Here is a 13,222-nt window from a genome sequence, read left to right as displayed (position 1 = left end):
ATTCAGCCTCGCACTGCGGGCCCGGCGGATCAAGGGGATACGGATGAGGCGAACCCCGGCCCGGCGGCGCAGTATGGAATCAGGGATCACGAAGGGACGCACCGTGAGCGGGCAGGGCGGTCCCGGAACCGGCGAGAGCCCCGGACCGGGCCGCGGAGCGGAAGGGCTGCTGGCCGGCCGGTACCGGCTGGGCGAGGCGCTCGGCGACGGCACGACGGGCACGGTCCGCCGGGCGGTGGATACCGCGCTCGACCGCGAGGTGGCGGTCAAGGAAGTGACCGTCGGCGGTCTGCCGCCCGAGGAGCTCGCCGCGCTGTACGCCCGCATCCTGCGGAAGACCCGGGAGGCCGCCCGGATCCGGCACGCCAACGCCGTCACCGTCTTCGACGTGCTGGAGCAGGACGGGCGGCCGTGGATCGTGATGGAGCTGGTCGACGGGCGCTCCCTCGCCGACGTCCTCTCCAAGGAGGGGACACTACGGCCGCGTGATGCGGCCCGCCTCGCCCAGCCGCTGCTGGGCGCCCTGCAACAGGCCCACCGCATCGGCGTGCTCCACGGGGACGTCACACCGGCGAGCGTGCTGCTGGAACACAGCGGCAGGGTGGTGCTCACCGGCTTCGGCCTCGCCGCATTCGAGGGCCCGGCCGATCTGGCCCGCATCGTCAGTGCCGTCGGATCGGCCGCGTACGTGGCGCCGGAGCTGGCCGTGGGCCCGCCCGGCCCGCCGTCGGACCTGTGGTCACTGGGCGCCACGCTGTACAGCGCCTTGGAGGGCGAGCCCCCGTTCCGGCGCGCCAAGGATGCCGAAACGCTGCAAGCGGTGGCGGCCGACCCTCTGCCGCCGCCTCGGCACGCCGGGCCACTGGCCCCGGTGGTCGAGGCGTTGCTGAGCAAGGACCCGGATCAGCGGCCCGACGCCGAGCAGGCCCGGCGCATGCTCGCCGACGTGGTGGCCAAACCGTCCGTCACGGCGACACAACCGATCACTCCGCCTCCGCCACCACCCCCGCCCCCGCAACGTGAGCCCCACCCACCGCCGACCGTCCCCGCACCGGTACCCGTACCGGCGGCGGGAGGCACCGCCGCAGGCGGTCAGGCCCCTCCCCCTCCGGGCGCACCGGGCGGCGGCCGGCCCCGGCGCAAGGCGCGCGTGCGTGCCCTGATCACCGCGGTCTCCCTGGTCCTGGGCCTCCTCGGCGGCGGTCTCGCGGTGTGGAAACTGACGAGCAGCCCGCACCACGCTCCGCAGCCCGTACCGTCCACGGCCCCCAGCACCCCGCCGTCCGCACCACCTGCACCACCCGCACCACCCCCACCGGCCCAACCGCCCACCGGCACGCCCGCCGCCGCTCCCCAGCAGGTGGTGCAGGACTACTACGCCGCCATCAACAACCATGACTACGCCCGCGCCTGGGAGCTCGGGGGCAAGAACCTCGGTGGTTCCTACGGGGAGTTCGTCAAGGGTTTCGCGACCACCGCGTCGGACTCCGTCACCGTCACCTCCGTGTCCGGCGACACCGTGGGCGTCCAGCTCGACGCGACACAGACCGACGGATCGCACCGGTACTTCTCCGGCACGTTCACGGTGAACAACGGCGAGATCGTCTCGGCCGCCGTGCAGCGCCGCTGAGGCACACGGCGCCCGGCGCGCACCGCCGACACGACAGCCCCGCCCGTCCCCCCGCTCGTGACGCATCACCTCATTCTCCTGCCGAGCCGCATAGCAGATCGCTAGGATTCTGCTATGGCTACGACCCAGCTGAACGCGCGAGTTCCTGAAGATCTGGCCGAGCAAGTGCGGGCCGCTGCCGCCCGCGCCGGCATGAGCATCGGCGATTACGTAAGCGATGTGCTCGCAGCCGACCAAGCCGCGGCATCCGGCAGTCCGGCACTGAGGGAAGCCCGCGCACAGATGCATGCCCTCGCGGCCTACAAGAAGTGGAAGACCACCGGCGAATCCGAAGAGGGCGCGATGGACATGAGCGAGGTCTTCGGCACGTGACGGCCATCCCCGCACGGTTCGCCGCAAACGTAGGCGAGACCATCAAGGCCCTGCCGGTTACTGTCAGGCAGGAACTGCACAACGCAATGCTGCGGGCCTGCTCCGACCCTTGGTCCTGGCCGCAGGCCGACAAGTACGAGATGGACGACACGGTGCGCATCGTTACGACGCCCGCCGCCATCGTCCACTACGCAATCATCGTGGGCCCCAACCCTCACCTCCGGGTCTTCGCCATCACCGTCTGACCTCCACCACCCGCAATGCGCCTGCGCATCAGCTGGGCCACCATGCGCTACGCGGAACGAAGGCCGGCCCCGGGGCCCGCGCCCGCAAGCGCAAAGCGGGCGTACCGCAGTGTGAAGATCTTGCGGAAGCCCTGGGCCGACAGGAACCGGTCGCCGAGCGATCCGGCCCCGGCCTGCGCGACGACGCAGCGTCGGGATCCGTCCCAGGCAGCCGCCATGGCGGCGCCGAGAAGCCGGCATCCGATGCCGCTGCGCCGCTCCACCGGGTGGACGTCAACTGCCAGTTCGGCCAAGCGGTCCCGCACGGCGTCGGTGAACAGCCGCAGAAAGGCCGTACCGGCAGGAGCGCCACCGGCATCACTCGCCGGCCATGCGGGACGTCGGCTCTGACGGCCGGGCCGGGGCTGTACTCCGGATGCGGGGCCCGTGGGGACCCGCGATCGTGGCGCCATGAGGAATCACCCCTTCGTCGTCGTGCACGCCCCCGACAACCGCGGCCTGAGGGCCGTGTCCGTCGGGGGGAAGGTCGTCGGCAAGGCCTGGTCGGAGCAGGGGCTACGCCGGTTGCTGGGCCGGGCGGGCGTGCCGCCGGACGTCGATCTCGGCGACCGCACCCACATGCTCTGGCTGGGTGACAGGAACGACTGGCCGGACCGCCCGCGGCGGAGGCGGACCGCAGCCGTCGTCATGGCGCTCGGGCTGCTCGCATCGGTGACCGTCCTCGTGCGCGTGGGACTGGCGGACGCATTCCACGCACTGGCCTACGGCGGTCGGCTGATGGGGGTCCTGCTGCTGGCCGCGGCACTGGCCGAACTGGTCGGGGTGGCCGCCGTCTGCGACTACTGGGGCAAGAGGGCGGTGAGGTTCTCCGGCGAGGGCGTGCTGCTCGCCGTCCTCGCCGTCACCGGCACGAACCTCGTGTTCCTGGTCATGCAGATCGAGGGCGGCGACTACACCCCGTACCTCTGGCTCTGGATCGCGCTGGCCCTCTGGTCCGGCTGGGCGCTGTGGATGCTGGGGCGGCAGCGGGTCTGGCGGAGCATCCCGTATCCGAAGAGCTTTGCACTCGGCGTAGCGGTGTCCGCCGCCGTCGGCGTCGCGAGCGTGGCGTACTCGGTGATGTACGTGCCGTACGCCACGCCGGTCAAGGTTCCTTTCGGAGTCTCGCTGGGGAATCCGGTGGTGAATTCCGGGCGTACGGTCCTGCAGGTGCCGACCCATGTCACCTTCCGCAACGAGGGCTCGGTCCCGATCTTCGTCGTCGGTACCCTGTGGAGGGTCCAGGGCTTCCCCAGCGCTTTCTCGGACAAGCCGAATGCCATGGCGGACTGGAAGAGCGACCTGACGGCGAGCAATTCCACTCTCCGTCATGAGCGTTCTTCCCCCTCCCACATGCTGGGGGCGGGCGTCTTCGTGGACGCGGGGTCCCGGCTCGACCCCGGTGACGACCTCAGCACCGACATCACCGTGCAGGTCCCGCTGCACCCGGATCCGGGCCGGGTCTCCCTCCTTGCGAGCGTGTCCTACATCCGGGCCGACCGGTGCAAGCTGAGCAACAGCTACCGCGATTCACTCCAGTACTCCTGGAACCCCGACTCCGAGAAGCACGAGCACGTCCGCGACGCGCCCGAGTGGATCGCCGCTCCGGGCGACGAATTCTTCCGCTACGACTCCCGGATCTACCACAGCAGTGAAATGCTGAACATCACTCGCTCACCCGACTACGCATCGATGTGGTGGGTGCTGCCGAAGGGGAACGACAAGGCCGGCTTCGCGAAGGGCGACACCGACCCGTACATGCACGTCGACATCTCCCGGGCCCCCGAGGGTCAGGAAGCGCTGGCCGAGTCGGAGCAGGAGCCGTACGGCATGAAGACCATGTACGTGGCGACCGATCAGCCGGTCGCCCAGCTCCTGCACAAGGCCGGGAAGTAACCCGGGAACGGGATCCGCGCGCCCCGCGCCGCGCCATGTCCGGAAGCGGTGCGCGTGACGCCGGGCGCTGCCCCACGAGCGCCCGCGCCGCGCTCTGCGAGCGGCCGCAGTAGCGCTCCCGGGCCTCGCAGACGCATGGAACGCGGATTGGCCCACGATCTGCGGAGGGAAGTGGATCTGCCTATCGGTCCACCTTTCTCCGTAGCCTCAGAGTCATGACACACAAAGTCGACTTCTACTTCGACCCCATCTGCCCCTTCGCCTGGATCACCTCCCGCTGGATCCTGGAGGTCGAGCGCCACCGTGACCTCGACCTGCGGTTCCGCGTCATGAGCCTCTCCGTACTCAACGAAGGCCGTGCCGATCTGCCCGAGCGCTACCGCAGACTTCTCGACGTGGGCTGGGGCCCGGTACGCGTGTGCACGGCCGCGGCAGAGACGTACGGGGAGGCCGTGCTGCGCGACCTGTACACGGCCCTCGGCACGCGCATTCACAACGACGACGGCGAGGTGTCCGACGAGCTGATCAGGAAGGCGCTGGCCGACAGCGGCCTCCCGGAGTCGCTGGCGGACGCGGCTCGTTCGACCGATTACGACGAGGGGCTGCGCAAGAGCCACCACGAGGGCATGGACCCGGTCGGCGAAGAGGTCGGTACGCCGACCATCCATGTCGACGGTGTCGCCTTCTTCGGGCCCGTCCTCACTGCCATCCCGCGGGGCGAGGAGGCCGCTCGGATCTTCGACGGCGTGCGGCTGCTGGCCGGTTACCCGAACTTCTTCGAACTCAAGCGCACCCGCACGGGGGGCTTGGACTTCAGTTGAACGGCGGGCCGCGGCCGCATGGTCAGCCCCGCTCCGGCCCCCACGTCTTCGCGACCTCCACCAGCGCCCGTACCGCCTTCGCGACCAGCTCGTCGTCGTCCCGTACGCGCCGGTTGTGCTCCACGTGCAGGAACGGCACCCCGGCCTGCTCCGCGTACTCGCCCTCCACGTTCGTGCGGCCCTCCAGGCGGCCGCAGTAGCGCTCCCAGACCTCGCAGACCCGCATGCCCTGCGCGCGGTAGGCCGCGGAGAGGCGGCGGGCGGAGGGGAGGCCCTCCTCGCCCTTGCCGGGAGAGACGACGACGTCGTGGTCGGGCAGGCTGCTGTCGGCGAAGCCGTGGACCTGCACCGCGGGCAGGCGGCGGTCCGCGAGGGCGTCGGAGACGGCCGCGAAGACGGAGTCGCGGCGGTGGGCGACGTCCGCGGCGTCGGGGCCGTCGCCCGAGTCCGCGGCGCGGTGGGCTCCGGCCAGGACGAGCACGCCGCCCGGGGCGCCGCGCAGGAGCCCGATGCCGAGCTGTTCGGTGCGCTGGTCGGCGGAGGGGTGCGGGACCTGGACCTGCCAGCGGGCCGGGCCGCGCAGGTCCACGTAGACGCGGCCCCAGCCGCGCCGGGCCTCGCCCTCGCGCGTGGCGTCGGCGATCTCCGCGTAGCGGGCGCCACCGGTGCTGTCGCCGCCGGTGCTGTCGGCGAGGGTGCGGACGGCGTACCCCACGGCCGAGAGGCGGCGGGCGGCCGCGGCGCAGTCCCCGTCGAGGAGCGCGCGGACGCCGTCGGCGACGGCCCGGCGCTCGCGCTCGGTGGGGATGCGGTAGCTGCCGTCTGCGGTGATGCCGTCCGTGTAGTCGGTGATGTGCCGGGCGAGGTCGACGGTGCCGGTGGGCTCGGGGGCGGCCTTGCGCACCGCGGGGGTGTCCTTGCGCCCGTCCGCCGACGCCGGCGACGGGCCCCCGCAGCCGGTGGCGCCGGTCAGGGCCAGCGCGCCGAGCAGCACGCAGGACAGCACGGTGTGTGCAGTACGTGCAGTGCGGGCGGCGGTCTGCGGCTGGCTCGTCATGCGGGCAAAAGTACCCCGGAGCGGCACCCTTTCCCGCCCCTACTCCAACTGAGCCTGCTGCGCACGCACATGACACACGCGCCGTGAAGATTTTGTCGATACTTTAACTTCCACTTAGAATTCAGCGGTTCCCGTTAGTTCATCCTGATGTGCGGCAAGCGGAACAAGGTATTCCGCCGACCCGGTCAGCAATGCCGAGCCGCGGCCGAAAGGAATACCCAGGAATGCCGCCCTCCGCTCCGCGCGGCGCGCGTCGGCGCAAGATACGCCGGCGTGCCGACATGCCCCTGCTCGGCGGCGCCCGCCCGCCGATCGCCGCGCTCCTGGCACTGCTGCTGCTGGTGGCGGGGGCGACCGCCCTGGTGCTGGGCGACCACGACCGGGCCGCCGTCGACAAGGCCGTGCTCAGCTCGCAGCAGCGGGTCGCGGAGGACGGCGCGCTCGCCCTGCGCGCCTCCCTGGACGAGAGCGTCACCGATCTTCAGCGCGCCGCCGCGCTGTTCGCCGGGCCCGAGGCCGTACCGGCCGACACCGTCCTGGACAAGCTCGGCAAGGTCTACAACAAATGGCGCGGCCTCGCGGTCATCGACCCCGCGGGCGGCACCCTCCTCGCCGCCCGCGGCGAAACGATCCCGCTGGCCGACGCCCTGACGAACAAGGGCGACAAGGACAATAAGGGCAACAAGGCGGGCAACTCCGGCAAACAGGACGGCAACGACGGCGCCCCCGCCTCCCGCCTCGTCAAGCTCCCCTCCGGCGAGACCCGCATGCTCGTCACCGCCGCCCTGCGCGACGGCGGCAAGCCGCGCCTCCTCGTCGCCTCCGGCACCCTCAACGTGCCGGGGATCTCCACCGGCGAGAACCGCTCCCTACTCGTGGTCGACTCCGCCGGCACGGTCCTCGCCAAGGACGGCCCCTCGATCACCCGCACGGCGTGGGCCAAGCGCGCCGCCAAGACGGCGGCCGCCGCTTTCGGTAAGGCCCCCGAGCCCGGCGGCCACCCGGGCGCCAGCGGGCAGCTCATGGGCGGGCCGGACAAGAAGCACCGCACCGCCGTGGGCTACGCGGCGGCCGGCCGCGCCCCCGGCGAGACGAGCCCCGCGGGCGGCCTCGGCCTGTCGGTGGTCACCTCCGTCAAGGTCACCGAGGACGCCAAGGCCGTCCGCACCCAGGCCTTCGGACTGGTGGCCGCCGCCGTGCTGCTCGTCCTCGCCGTGCTGGTCACCTGGATCCTGATCCGCACCGTCCAGCGCCCGCTGATCCAGCTCTACCTGGAGAGCCGCAGGATCGGCCGCGGCGAGCTCGACCGGCCCGTGCGCAGGTTCCGCGGCCGCGAGCCGGCCCGGATCGGCGCCGCCCTGGAGAGCCTGCGCGGCCAGCTGCAGGGCGGGCGGCCCACCCGCACGGGCCGGGCGCGCGGCGGCTTCGGCACCCGCGCCACCGTCATCGTCTGCGGCGTCGTCCTGCTCGCCTGGGCCGCCCCGCTCCTGCTGCTGCTCAACCGCGCCGGCAGCGGCGTGACCGTGCCCAAGCAGCTCGTCGAGGACCAGCGGCGGCGTACGGACACCGCCGCCGACCGCGTCCGCAAGGCGCTCAACGAGGGCTGGGCCGACGTCGCCTCCGTCGCGCAGATCGTCGGGGCGGGCGGCGGCAAGGACGACGCCGCCGACAAGGCCGTGCTGCAGACGACGCTGCGCGAGCACCCCCGCTACCGCGCCGTCTACGTCCTCGACGGCGACGGCAAGGTCCTCACCCGCGCCGGGGCCTCCCCGCGCCATCCGGGCGGAAAGAAGCCGTACGCGGACTCCGTCGCCCAGCTCAACACCTCGGGCAAGGAGCCGGCGGTCGCCGCGTACGCGGCCGTGCCCGGCGGCAAGGGCCGCACCGTCGTCGGCGAGTACGACCCGCAGTTCCTGATCTCCATGGTCACCCGCCCCGGCCTCGGCCAGGTCTGGCTCGTGGACGACAAGCACCGCATCATCGCCGCCGACCGCCAGCACGGCTTCCGCGCCTTCTCCAAGCTCCCCGGCAGCCACCTGGACGACCTCGTCACCAAGGCGCGCAAGGACACCAACGGCACCGCCCTGCTGCACCGCGCCGGCGGCGGCTCCTCCCTCGCGGCCGCGGCGTCCTTCACCGGCGGAGGCGCCGTCCGCGACCTCGGCTGGCAGGTCGTCAGCGAGCAGCCCGCGTCCTGGCTGGAGCTGCCCGAGTACACGGCGCAGCGGCGCACCATGCTCGCCGGGCTGCTCGGCGTGACCGCCGCCGTCGCCTGCCTGGGCTGGCTGCACATCCTCGTCATCCGCCCGCTGCGCACGCTCGCGGACCAGGCCGAGGCGCTGGCCGGCGGCGACCGCAAGACCGTGCTGTTCCCGCAGCACCACGACGAGGCGGGCGCGGTCGTCCGCAACCTCGAACTGATCCGGCAGCAGCTGAACCAACTGAACCAGAAGCAGTCGGCGCGCCCCTCCGGAAGGAACTGACGCGTGCTCTTCCTCTACACGGTCCTGGTGATCTGCTGTGCGATCGTCCTGGTCGCGGGCGTGATCGAGCAGCGCCGCCACTTCACCAACCTGGACATGATCCCCACCCGGGTGCTGATCAACGGCATCCGCGGCAAGAGCTCCATCACCCGGCTGTGCGCGGGCGCGCTGCGCGGCGGCGGGCTGGTCACGGTCGCGAAGACCACCGGCACGGCAGCCCGCTTCATCCACCCGGACGCCACCGAGGAGCCCGTCTACCGCAAGTTCGGCATCGCGAACGTCGTCGAGCAGATCGGCATCGTGCGGCGGGCGGCGGCGTACCGGCCGCACGCGCTGGTCATCGAGTGCATGGCCGTCATGCCGGCCCTGCAGGAGGTCAACCAGACGAAGCTGATCCGCTCCACGATCGGCGTGCTGTGCAACGTCCGCGAGGACCACCTGGCGGAGATGGGCCCCACCCTGGACGACGTGGCCCGCTCGCTGAGCCGCTCCATGCCGCACGGCGGGATCTGCGTCACCGCCGAGCGCGACCGGCTGCACATCCTGCGCGAGGAAGCCGCCAAACGGGACTGCCGGCTGATCGCCGTGGACCCGGAGACGGTCACCGACGCAGAGCTGCGCGGCTTCAGCTGGTTCACGTTCAAGGAGAACGTCGCCATCGCGCTCGCCGTCGCCGAGCTCCTCGGCGTCGACCGGGCCACCGCGCTGCAGGGCATGTACGACGCGCCGCCGGACCCCGGCGTGCTCTCCGTCGAGCGTTATCTCACCCCCGGCGGCATGCCGTTCCGCTTCGCCAACATCTTCGCGGCCAACGACCCCGAGTCGACGCTGATGAACGTCGAGCAGCTGCTGAGCCTGGGCGCGATCGAGCGCCCCCTGCACGTCCTCATCAACTGCCGCCCGGACCGCGTCGAGCGCAACGGCCAGATGGGCGAGCTGATCCCCCGCCTCCAGCCGGAATCGGTCTTCCTCATCGGCCACCCGACGAAGAGCGCCGCCGACGCGATCCCCGCCGAGTGGCGCTCGCGGATCGTCGACCTCGGCGGTGACCGCCGCGACCCGGCCGAACTGGAGCGGGAGATCCTGGACCGGCTCGGCCCCGGCGCCTCGCTCATCGCCATCGGCAACATCCACGGACAGGGCGAGCTGCTGCTGGAGCGGCTGGCGGAACTGCCGGCGGACGACGAGCCGCAGCAGGTGCCGCATCCGCAGGGGCCGGAGGAGCCCCCGGTGTACGTCCCGACCTACATAGATCACACAGAGCACACAGGGCACATAGACCACATGGATCACATAGACCGCACAGGAGATTTCCGTTGATCCCCGCCGTCCTCACCCCGGAGATCGCCGCCATCGGGATCGCCCTCGGCCTGCTGTTCTCCCTGGTCTGCTACCTCACGACCAACCTCTCCCCCGGCGGCATGATCACCCCGGGCTGGCTGGCCCTCACCCTCGTCGAGAGCATCCAGCGCGCCGCCATGGTCGTCGGCATCACCGTCCTGACGTACCTGGCCACCCTGCTGCTGCAGCGGTACGTGATCCTCTACGGCAAGCGGCTGTTCGCCGCGGTCGTCCTGACCGGCGTCGTGCTGCAGGCCACGCTCTACGTGATCCTGCAGCAGCAGTTCCCGCTGATGTACGCGAACCAGACGCTCGGCTTCATCGTCCCCGGCCTGATCGCCTACCAGCTGGTGCGTCAGCCGCGCGGCGCGACCCTGCTGGCCACCGGCACGGTCTCGCTCGCCAACTACGTCGTCCTGACCGCCGGCATCCTGCTGGGCTTCATGCCCACCGCCTGAGCCCTACGGAGCAGAGCCTCATGAAGAAGGACCGCAAGCGCAAGAAGGACCGCAAGCGCGAGAAGGGCCTGACCGGCCGCCACGCCCTGCACACGCTGGTCGTGCTCGGCCTGCTCGGCACCAGCGCCTACCTCACGGTGGAGCTGCGCGAGAAGCAGGACGTCACCGCGCCGCCGGTGCAGTCCGTCTCCGGCGCCGGGGCCACCTCCGGCAGCAAGCCGGCCTCCGGGGAGCGCCGCTTCGAGCGGCTGGCCAACCCCGCCCGCACGGTCGTGCGCGCCGCGGACGGCGGAGTGCTGGCCACCTTCACCGACGGCGCCCGCACCGCAGTCCTCACCGGCGCGAGCCGCACCTTCACCGAGCCCAAGTACACCTCGGCGAAGGTGACCACGGACAGCTGGGTGCGGCTGCTGCCGGAGGCGTGGAAGGAGGGCTCGGAGAAGTCCGCCTGGTTCAAGGACTGGTTCAGCAAGTCCCTCGGCAGCAAGGACCCCGACATCTTCGCCTTCGCCATGGAGTACCTGGAGGGCGCCCCGCAGAAGAAGGACGCGCAGGGCGTCCCGTACTCCGGCGACGCCCAGTTCGGCCCGCTCAACCCCAACGGGTCCGTGGCGGGCGACCTGCGCCTGGAGCAGTCCGACTTCTACGACTACCTGGGCATCCCCTACCGCTTCCGCGACGGCACCGTGGAACAGCCCGAGGCGGCGCGCTTCCGGGCGATGGACTGCTCGGGCTTCGTCCGTACGGTCTTCGGCTACCGGGCGCGCTATCCGCTCATGGCCAAGGACGTCAAGGGCGACGGCCTCCCCCGCACCGCCAACGGCATGGCCCGCCTCTCCCCCGGCGTCCCCGTCCTGGAACTGACCGGCAAGCGCCCCGACGCCACGGACCGGCTGCAGCCGGGCGACCTTGTCTTCTTCGACATCGACAAGCGCACCGGGGAGCGGCTGGACCACGTCGGCATCTACATGGGCCTCGACACCGACGGCAAGCCGCGCTTCGTCTCCAGCCGCGAGGAGGCCAACGGCCCCACCTTCGGCGACAAGGGCGGCACGGCCCGCCTGGACGGCAACGGCTTCTACGCGGCGGGCCTGAGGAGCGCGAAGCGGTTGTAATCGGCCCGGCCCCGCAGAATTCAAGCCCGTCCGGCGATTGAGGACGAGCGCGTTCAGCGCGATAGGGGGCCCGGGGGCGGAGCCCCCGGTTCGGGAAGGGGCGGGTAGGGGAAAAGCCCCCCGCCCCTCTACACCCGCTGCCAGGGCCCCAGCGCCAGCCCCGCCGCATCGCCCCGCTGCCGGGCCACCCGCAGGTGCCCGTCCATGCCCAGGACGGCCACCGTGACCCGCCCGGCCGCATCCAGCGCCAGCCCCGGCGCCCCGCTGAACTCCTCGCCCGTCTCCGACCACTGCGCGGCAAGCGCCTCGTCCCCGCTGGGGCACACGGCGACGGCCGGCAGGCCGGAGGCCGCCCGCTGGGCCAGCACCGTGCAGGCGTGGCCGTCGAGGACGGCGTGCAACACGGCGACCGGCCCGCTGCCGGTGCCGCCCACCGAGACCGTGGCGGGCTCGGCGCCGGTGTCGGTGTCAGTGACGGCGTCGGCCCCGGCCTCGCCGGCCACCGGCTCCGGCAGGAGCGTCTGCAGGCTGCCGTCCGCGGCGTCCCGCCAGAAGTGGGTGACGCGGTCGTCCCCGGTGACCCCGGCCGTCGCCGAGCAGGCACCCGGCTTGGCAGGGACGTTGCGCACGCGCCGCACCGGCCCGCCCGGCTGCTCCTGGCGCCAGCGCAGCACGAACTCGGACGCGGGGCCGAGCAGTTCGATGCGCCCGGCGGGCGTCGCGGCGGCCGTCAGCCCGTCGAGGACGTGACTGCCCTTCATGTCCGCCCAGGGACCCCAGATGCCGCGGGCGTCCTGCCGCCGCCCGCACACACCGCCGCCCGCGTTGCGGACGAAGACGTGCAGGCCCGCGGAGTCGACGGCCGCCGTGGGGGCGCCGATCTGCTCCGAGCGCTGCCGGTCCTGGCCGTGGGGCGAGCCGAGCGAGCGCCAGTTCGTGGGCGGCCGGCCCGACTGGAACTGGGTGGCGTAGACGATGTCCGTCTCGGTGCCGCCTTCGAGCTCGCGCCGCCGCAGGCCCACCAGGTGCACATAGCCCTGCGCGCCCTGCGCTATGGACAGGAACGGCTCCAGGCCGGGCACCGCCAGCAGCTCCGGGCCCGTCCACTCCGGGCCGCCGGGCCGGGTCTCCGTCCAGCGCACGACACCGCCCTCGGCCGGTGCGTAGGCCGTCAGACGGCCGTCGCTCCCCCTCAGTAGCCAGCCGGTGACCGGGGTGGCCGTACGCACTGCCATGACTCGCTGCCAGCCTTTCTCGCATTCGGCCTCGGTCGCGCTGCGCTCGGAGCCCGTTTGTCGACCCTCGACAATAACATCGTGGCCGGTCAGGGCCTCCGTCCGCAGTTGCCGTGCGAGGCTGTGGGCATGAGCGCCCTCCTCCCCGTACTCCTCGTCGTGGACTCCGCGAACGTCGTCGGCTCGGTGCCGGACGGCTGGTGGCGCGACCGCCACGGGGCGGCGGTACGGCTCCGCGACCGCATCGCCGCCTATGCGGCGGCCGGGGAGCGGAGGCTGTTCACGGACGCGCCGGAAGTCGTCCTGGTGGTCGAGGGGGCCGCGCGGGACGTCGGCCCGGTGCCGGGCGTCCGCGTCGAGCAGGCTGACGGCGGCGACGGCGACGACAAGATCGTCGAAGTGGTGGCGGCGCGGGCGCCGGGACGGGCCTGCGTGGTCGTCACGGCCGACCGTGAGCTGCGGGCACGCGTGACGGCACTCGGCGCGGAGGTCGCGGGGCCGAGCCTGCTCCGGCCGTAGGCCGGGGGCTT

General features: G+C 72.3%; 13 protein-coding genes. 10 read left to right on the top strand and 3 right to left on the bottom strand.

Annotated elements, in window-relative coordinates; all coding sequences use genetic code 11:
- The first annotated feature begins 103 nt into the window (after window positions 1-103).
- The 3 genes from IE241_RS34570 to IE241_RS01085 all read left to right on the top strand — a co-directional run bounded on the left by IE241_RS34570 (window position 104) and on the right by IE241_RS01085 (window position 2,247).
- Window positions 104-1,630 (top strand): serine/threonine-protein kinase, encoded by a 1,527-nt coding sequence (locus IE241_RS34570; protein WP_190019641.1) that lies wholly within the window; start codon window positions 104-106, stop codon window positions 1,628-1,630.
- A 114-nt stretch (window positions 1,631-1,744) separates the two neighbouring features.
- Entirely contained in the window at window positions 1,745-2,002 is a 258-nt protein-coding gene (locus tag IE241_RS01090) for a hypothetical protein (RefSeq protein ID WP_147449723.1), read from the top strand.
- The gene (locus tag IE241_RS01085; RefSeq protein ID WP_190019640.1) at window positions 1,999-2,247 is read left to right on the top strand and encodes a hypothetical protein; all 249 of its coding nucleotides are present in this window, start codon (window positions 1,999-2,001) and stop codon (window positions 2,245-2,247) included. Before IE241_RS01090 ends, IE241_RS01085 begins: the two co-directional genes overlap by 4 nt.
- A gap of 47 nt (window positions 2,248-2,294) precedes the next feature.
- On the opposite strand, the gene IE241_RS01080 is transcribed toward IE241_RS01085, so the two are convergent.
- Entirely contained in the window at window positions 2,295-2,540 is a 246-nt protein-coding gene (locus tag IE241_RS01080) for a hypothetical protein (protein WP_190019639.1), read from the bottom strand.
- Window positions 2,541-2,697: 157 nt separating this feature from the next.
- On the opposite strand from IE241_RS01080, the gene IE241_RS01075 reads away from it, so the two are divergent.
- Together IE241_RS01075 and IE241_RS01070 are read left to right on the top strand one after the other, a co-directional pair.
- Complete coding sequence (locus tag IE241_RS01075; RefSeq protein WP_190019638.1) at window positions 2,698-4,182, top strand: hypothetical protein; 1,485 nt, start codon at window positions 2,698-2,700, stop codon at window positions 4,180-4,182.
- A 215-nt stretch (window positions 4,183-4,397) separates the two neighbouring features.
- Window positions 4,398-5,003, top strand: coding sequence for a mycothiol-dependent nitroreductase Rv2466c family protein (locus IE241_RS01070; protein ID WP_190019637.1), 606 nt, complete (start codon window positions 4,398-4,400; stop codon window positions 5,001-5,003).
- Window positions 5,004-5,025: 22 nt separating this feature from the next.
- Here the strand turns inward: IE241_RS01070 and IE241_RS01065 are convergent, their stop codons facing one another.
- Window positions 5,026-6,060, bottom strand: coding sequence for a hypothetical protein (locus IE241_RS01065; RefSeq protein WP_190019636.1), 1,035 nt, complete (start codon window positions 6,058-6,060; stop codon window positions 5,026-5,028).
- Window positions 6,061-6,284: 224 nt separating this feature from the next.
- On the opposite strand from IE241_RS01065, the gene IE241_RS01060 reads away from it, so the two are divergent.
- Genes IE241_RS01060 through IE241_RS01045 form a run of 4 tightly spaced genes read left to right on the top strand, consistent with a single transcriptional unit; the run spans window position 6,285 to window position 11,457 of the window.
- Complete coding sequence (locus IE241_RS01060; RefSeq protein WP_229898663.1) at window positions 6,285-8,543, top strand: HAMP domain-containing protein; 2,259 nt, start codon at window positions 6,285-6,287, stop codon at window positions 8,541-8,543.
- Window positions 8,544-8,546: 3 nt separating this feature from the next.
- Window positions 8,547-9,863, top strand: a complete 1,317-nt coding sequence (gene pgsB / locus IE241_RS01055) for a poly-gamma-glutamate synthase PgsB (protein ID WP_190019635.1) — start codon at window positions 8,547-8,549, stop codon at window positions 9,861-9,863.
- The gene (locus IE241_RS01050) at window positions 9,860-10,342 is read left to right on the top strand and encodes a poly-gamma-glutamate biosynthesis protein PgsC/CapC (RefSeq protein ID WP_190019634.1); all 483 of its coding nucleotides are present in this window, start codon (window positions 9,860-9,862) and stop codon (window positions 10,340-10,342) included. Before pgsB ends, IE241_RS01050 begins: the two co-directional genes overlap by 4 nt.
- Before the next feature lie 20 nt (window positions 10,343-10,362).
- The gene (locus IE241_RS01045; RefSeq protein WP_190019633.1) at window positions 10,363-11,457 is read left to right on the top strand and encodes a C40 family peptidase; all 1,095 of its coding nucleotides are present in this window, start codon (window positions 10,363-10,365) and stop codon (window positions 11,455-11,457) included.
- Between the two features lie 128 nt (window positions 11,458-11,585).
- Here IE241_RS01045 and IE241_RS01040 read toward each other — a convergent pair whose 3' ends face one another.
- Window positions 11,586-12,692 (bottom strand): PLL family lectin, encoded by a 1,107-nt coding sequence (locus IE241_RS01040; RefSeq protein WP_190019632.1) that lies wholly within the window; start codon window positions 12,690-12,692, stop codon window positions 11,586-11,588.
- Between the two features lie 129 nt (window positions 12,693-12,821).
- Between IE241_RS01040 and IE241_RS01035 the strand changes: the two genes are divergently transcribed.
- Entirely contained in the window at window positions 12,822-13,211 is a 390-nt protein-coding gene (locus tag IE241_RS01035; protein ID WP_190019631.1) for a PIN domain-containing protein, read from the top strand.
- The last annotated feature ends 11 nt before the right edge of the window (window positions 13,212-13,222 follow it).

The sequence above is a fragment of the Streptomyces hiroshimensis genome (genome assembly GCF_014650335.1).
GTDB classification, from domain to species: domain Bacteria; phylum Actinomycetota; class Actinomycetes; order Streptomycetales; family Streptomycetaceae; genus Streptomyces; species Streptomyces hiroshimensis.
This window is presented reverse-complemented; position numbering and strand designations above follow the sequence as displayed.

Bases quoted from the DNA above. Each gene is read 5' to 3' on its own strand.
- IE241_RS01070 (WP_190019637.1), top strand. From the start codon at position 4,398: ATGACACACAAAGTCGACTTCTACTTCGACCCCATCTGCCCCTTCGCC.
- IE241_RS01090 (WP_147449723.1), top strand. From the start codon at position 1,745: ATGGCTACGACCCAGCTGAACGCGCGAGTTCCTGAAGATCTGGCCGAG.
- IE241_RS01040 (WP_190019632.1), bottom strand. From the start codon at position 12,692: ATGGCAGTGCGTACGGCCACCCCGGTCACCGGCTGGCTACTGAGGGGG.
- IE241_RS01045 (WP_190019633.1), top strand. From the start codon at position 10,363: ATGAAGAAGGACCGCAAGCGCAAGAAGGACCGCAAGCGCGAGAAGGGC.
- IE241_RS01035 (WP_190019631.1), top strand. From the start codon at position 12,822: ATGAGCGCCCTCCTCCCCGTACTCCTCGTCGTGGACTCCGCGAACGTC.
- IE241_RS01065 (WP_190019636.1), bottom strand. From the start codon at position 6,060: ATGACGAGCCAGCCGCAGACCGCCGCCCGCACTGCACGTACTGCACAC.
- IE241_RS01075 (WP_190019638.1), top strand. From the start codon at position 2,698: ATGAGGAATCACCCCTTCGTCGTCGTGCACGCCCCCGACAACCGCGGC.
- IE241_RS01060 (WP_229898663.1), top strand. From the start codon at position 6,285: ATGCCGCCCTCCGCTCCGCGCGGCGCGCGTCGGCGCAAGATACGCCGG.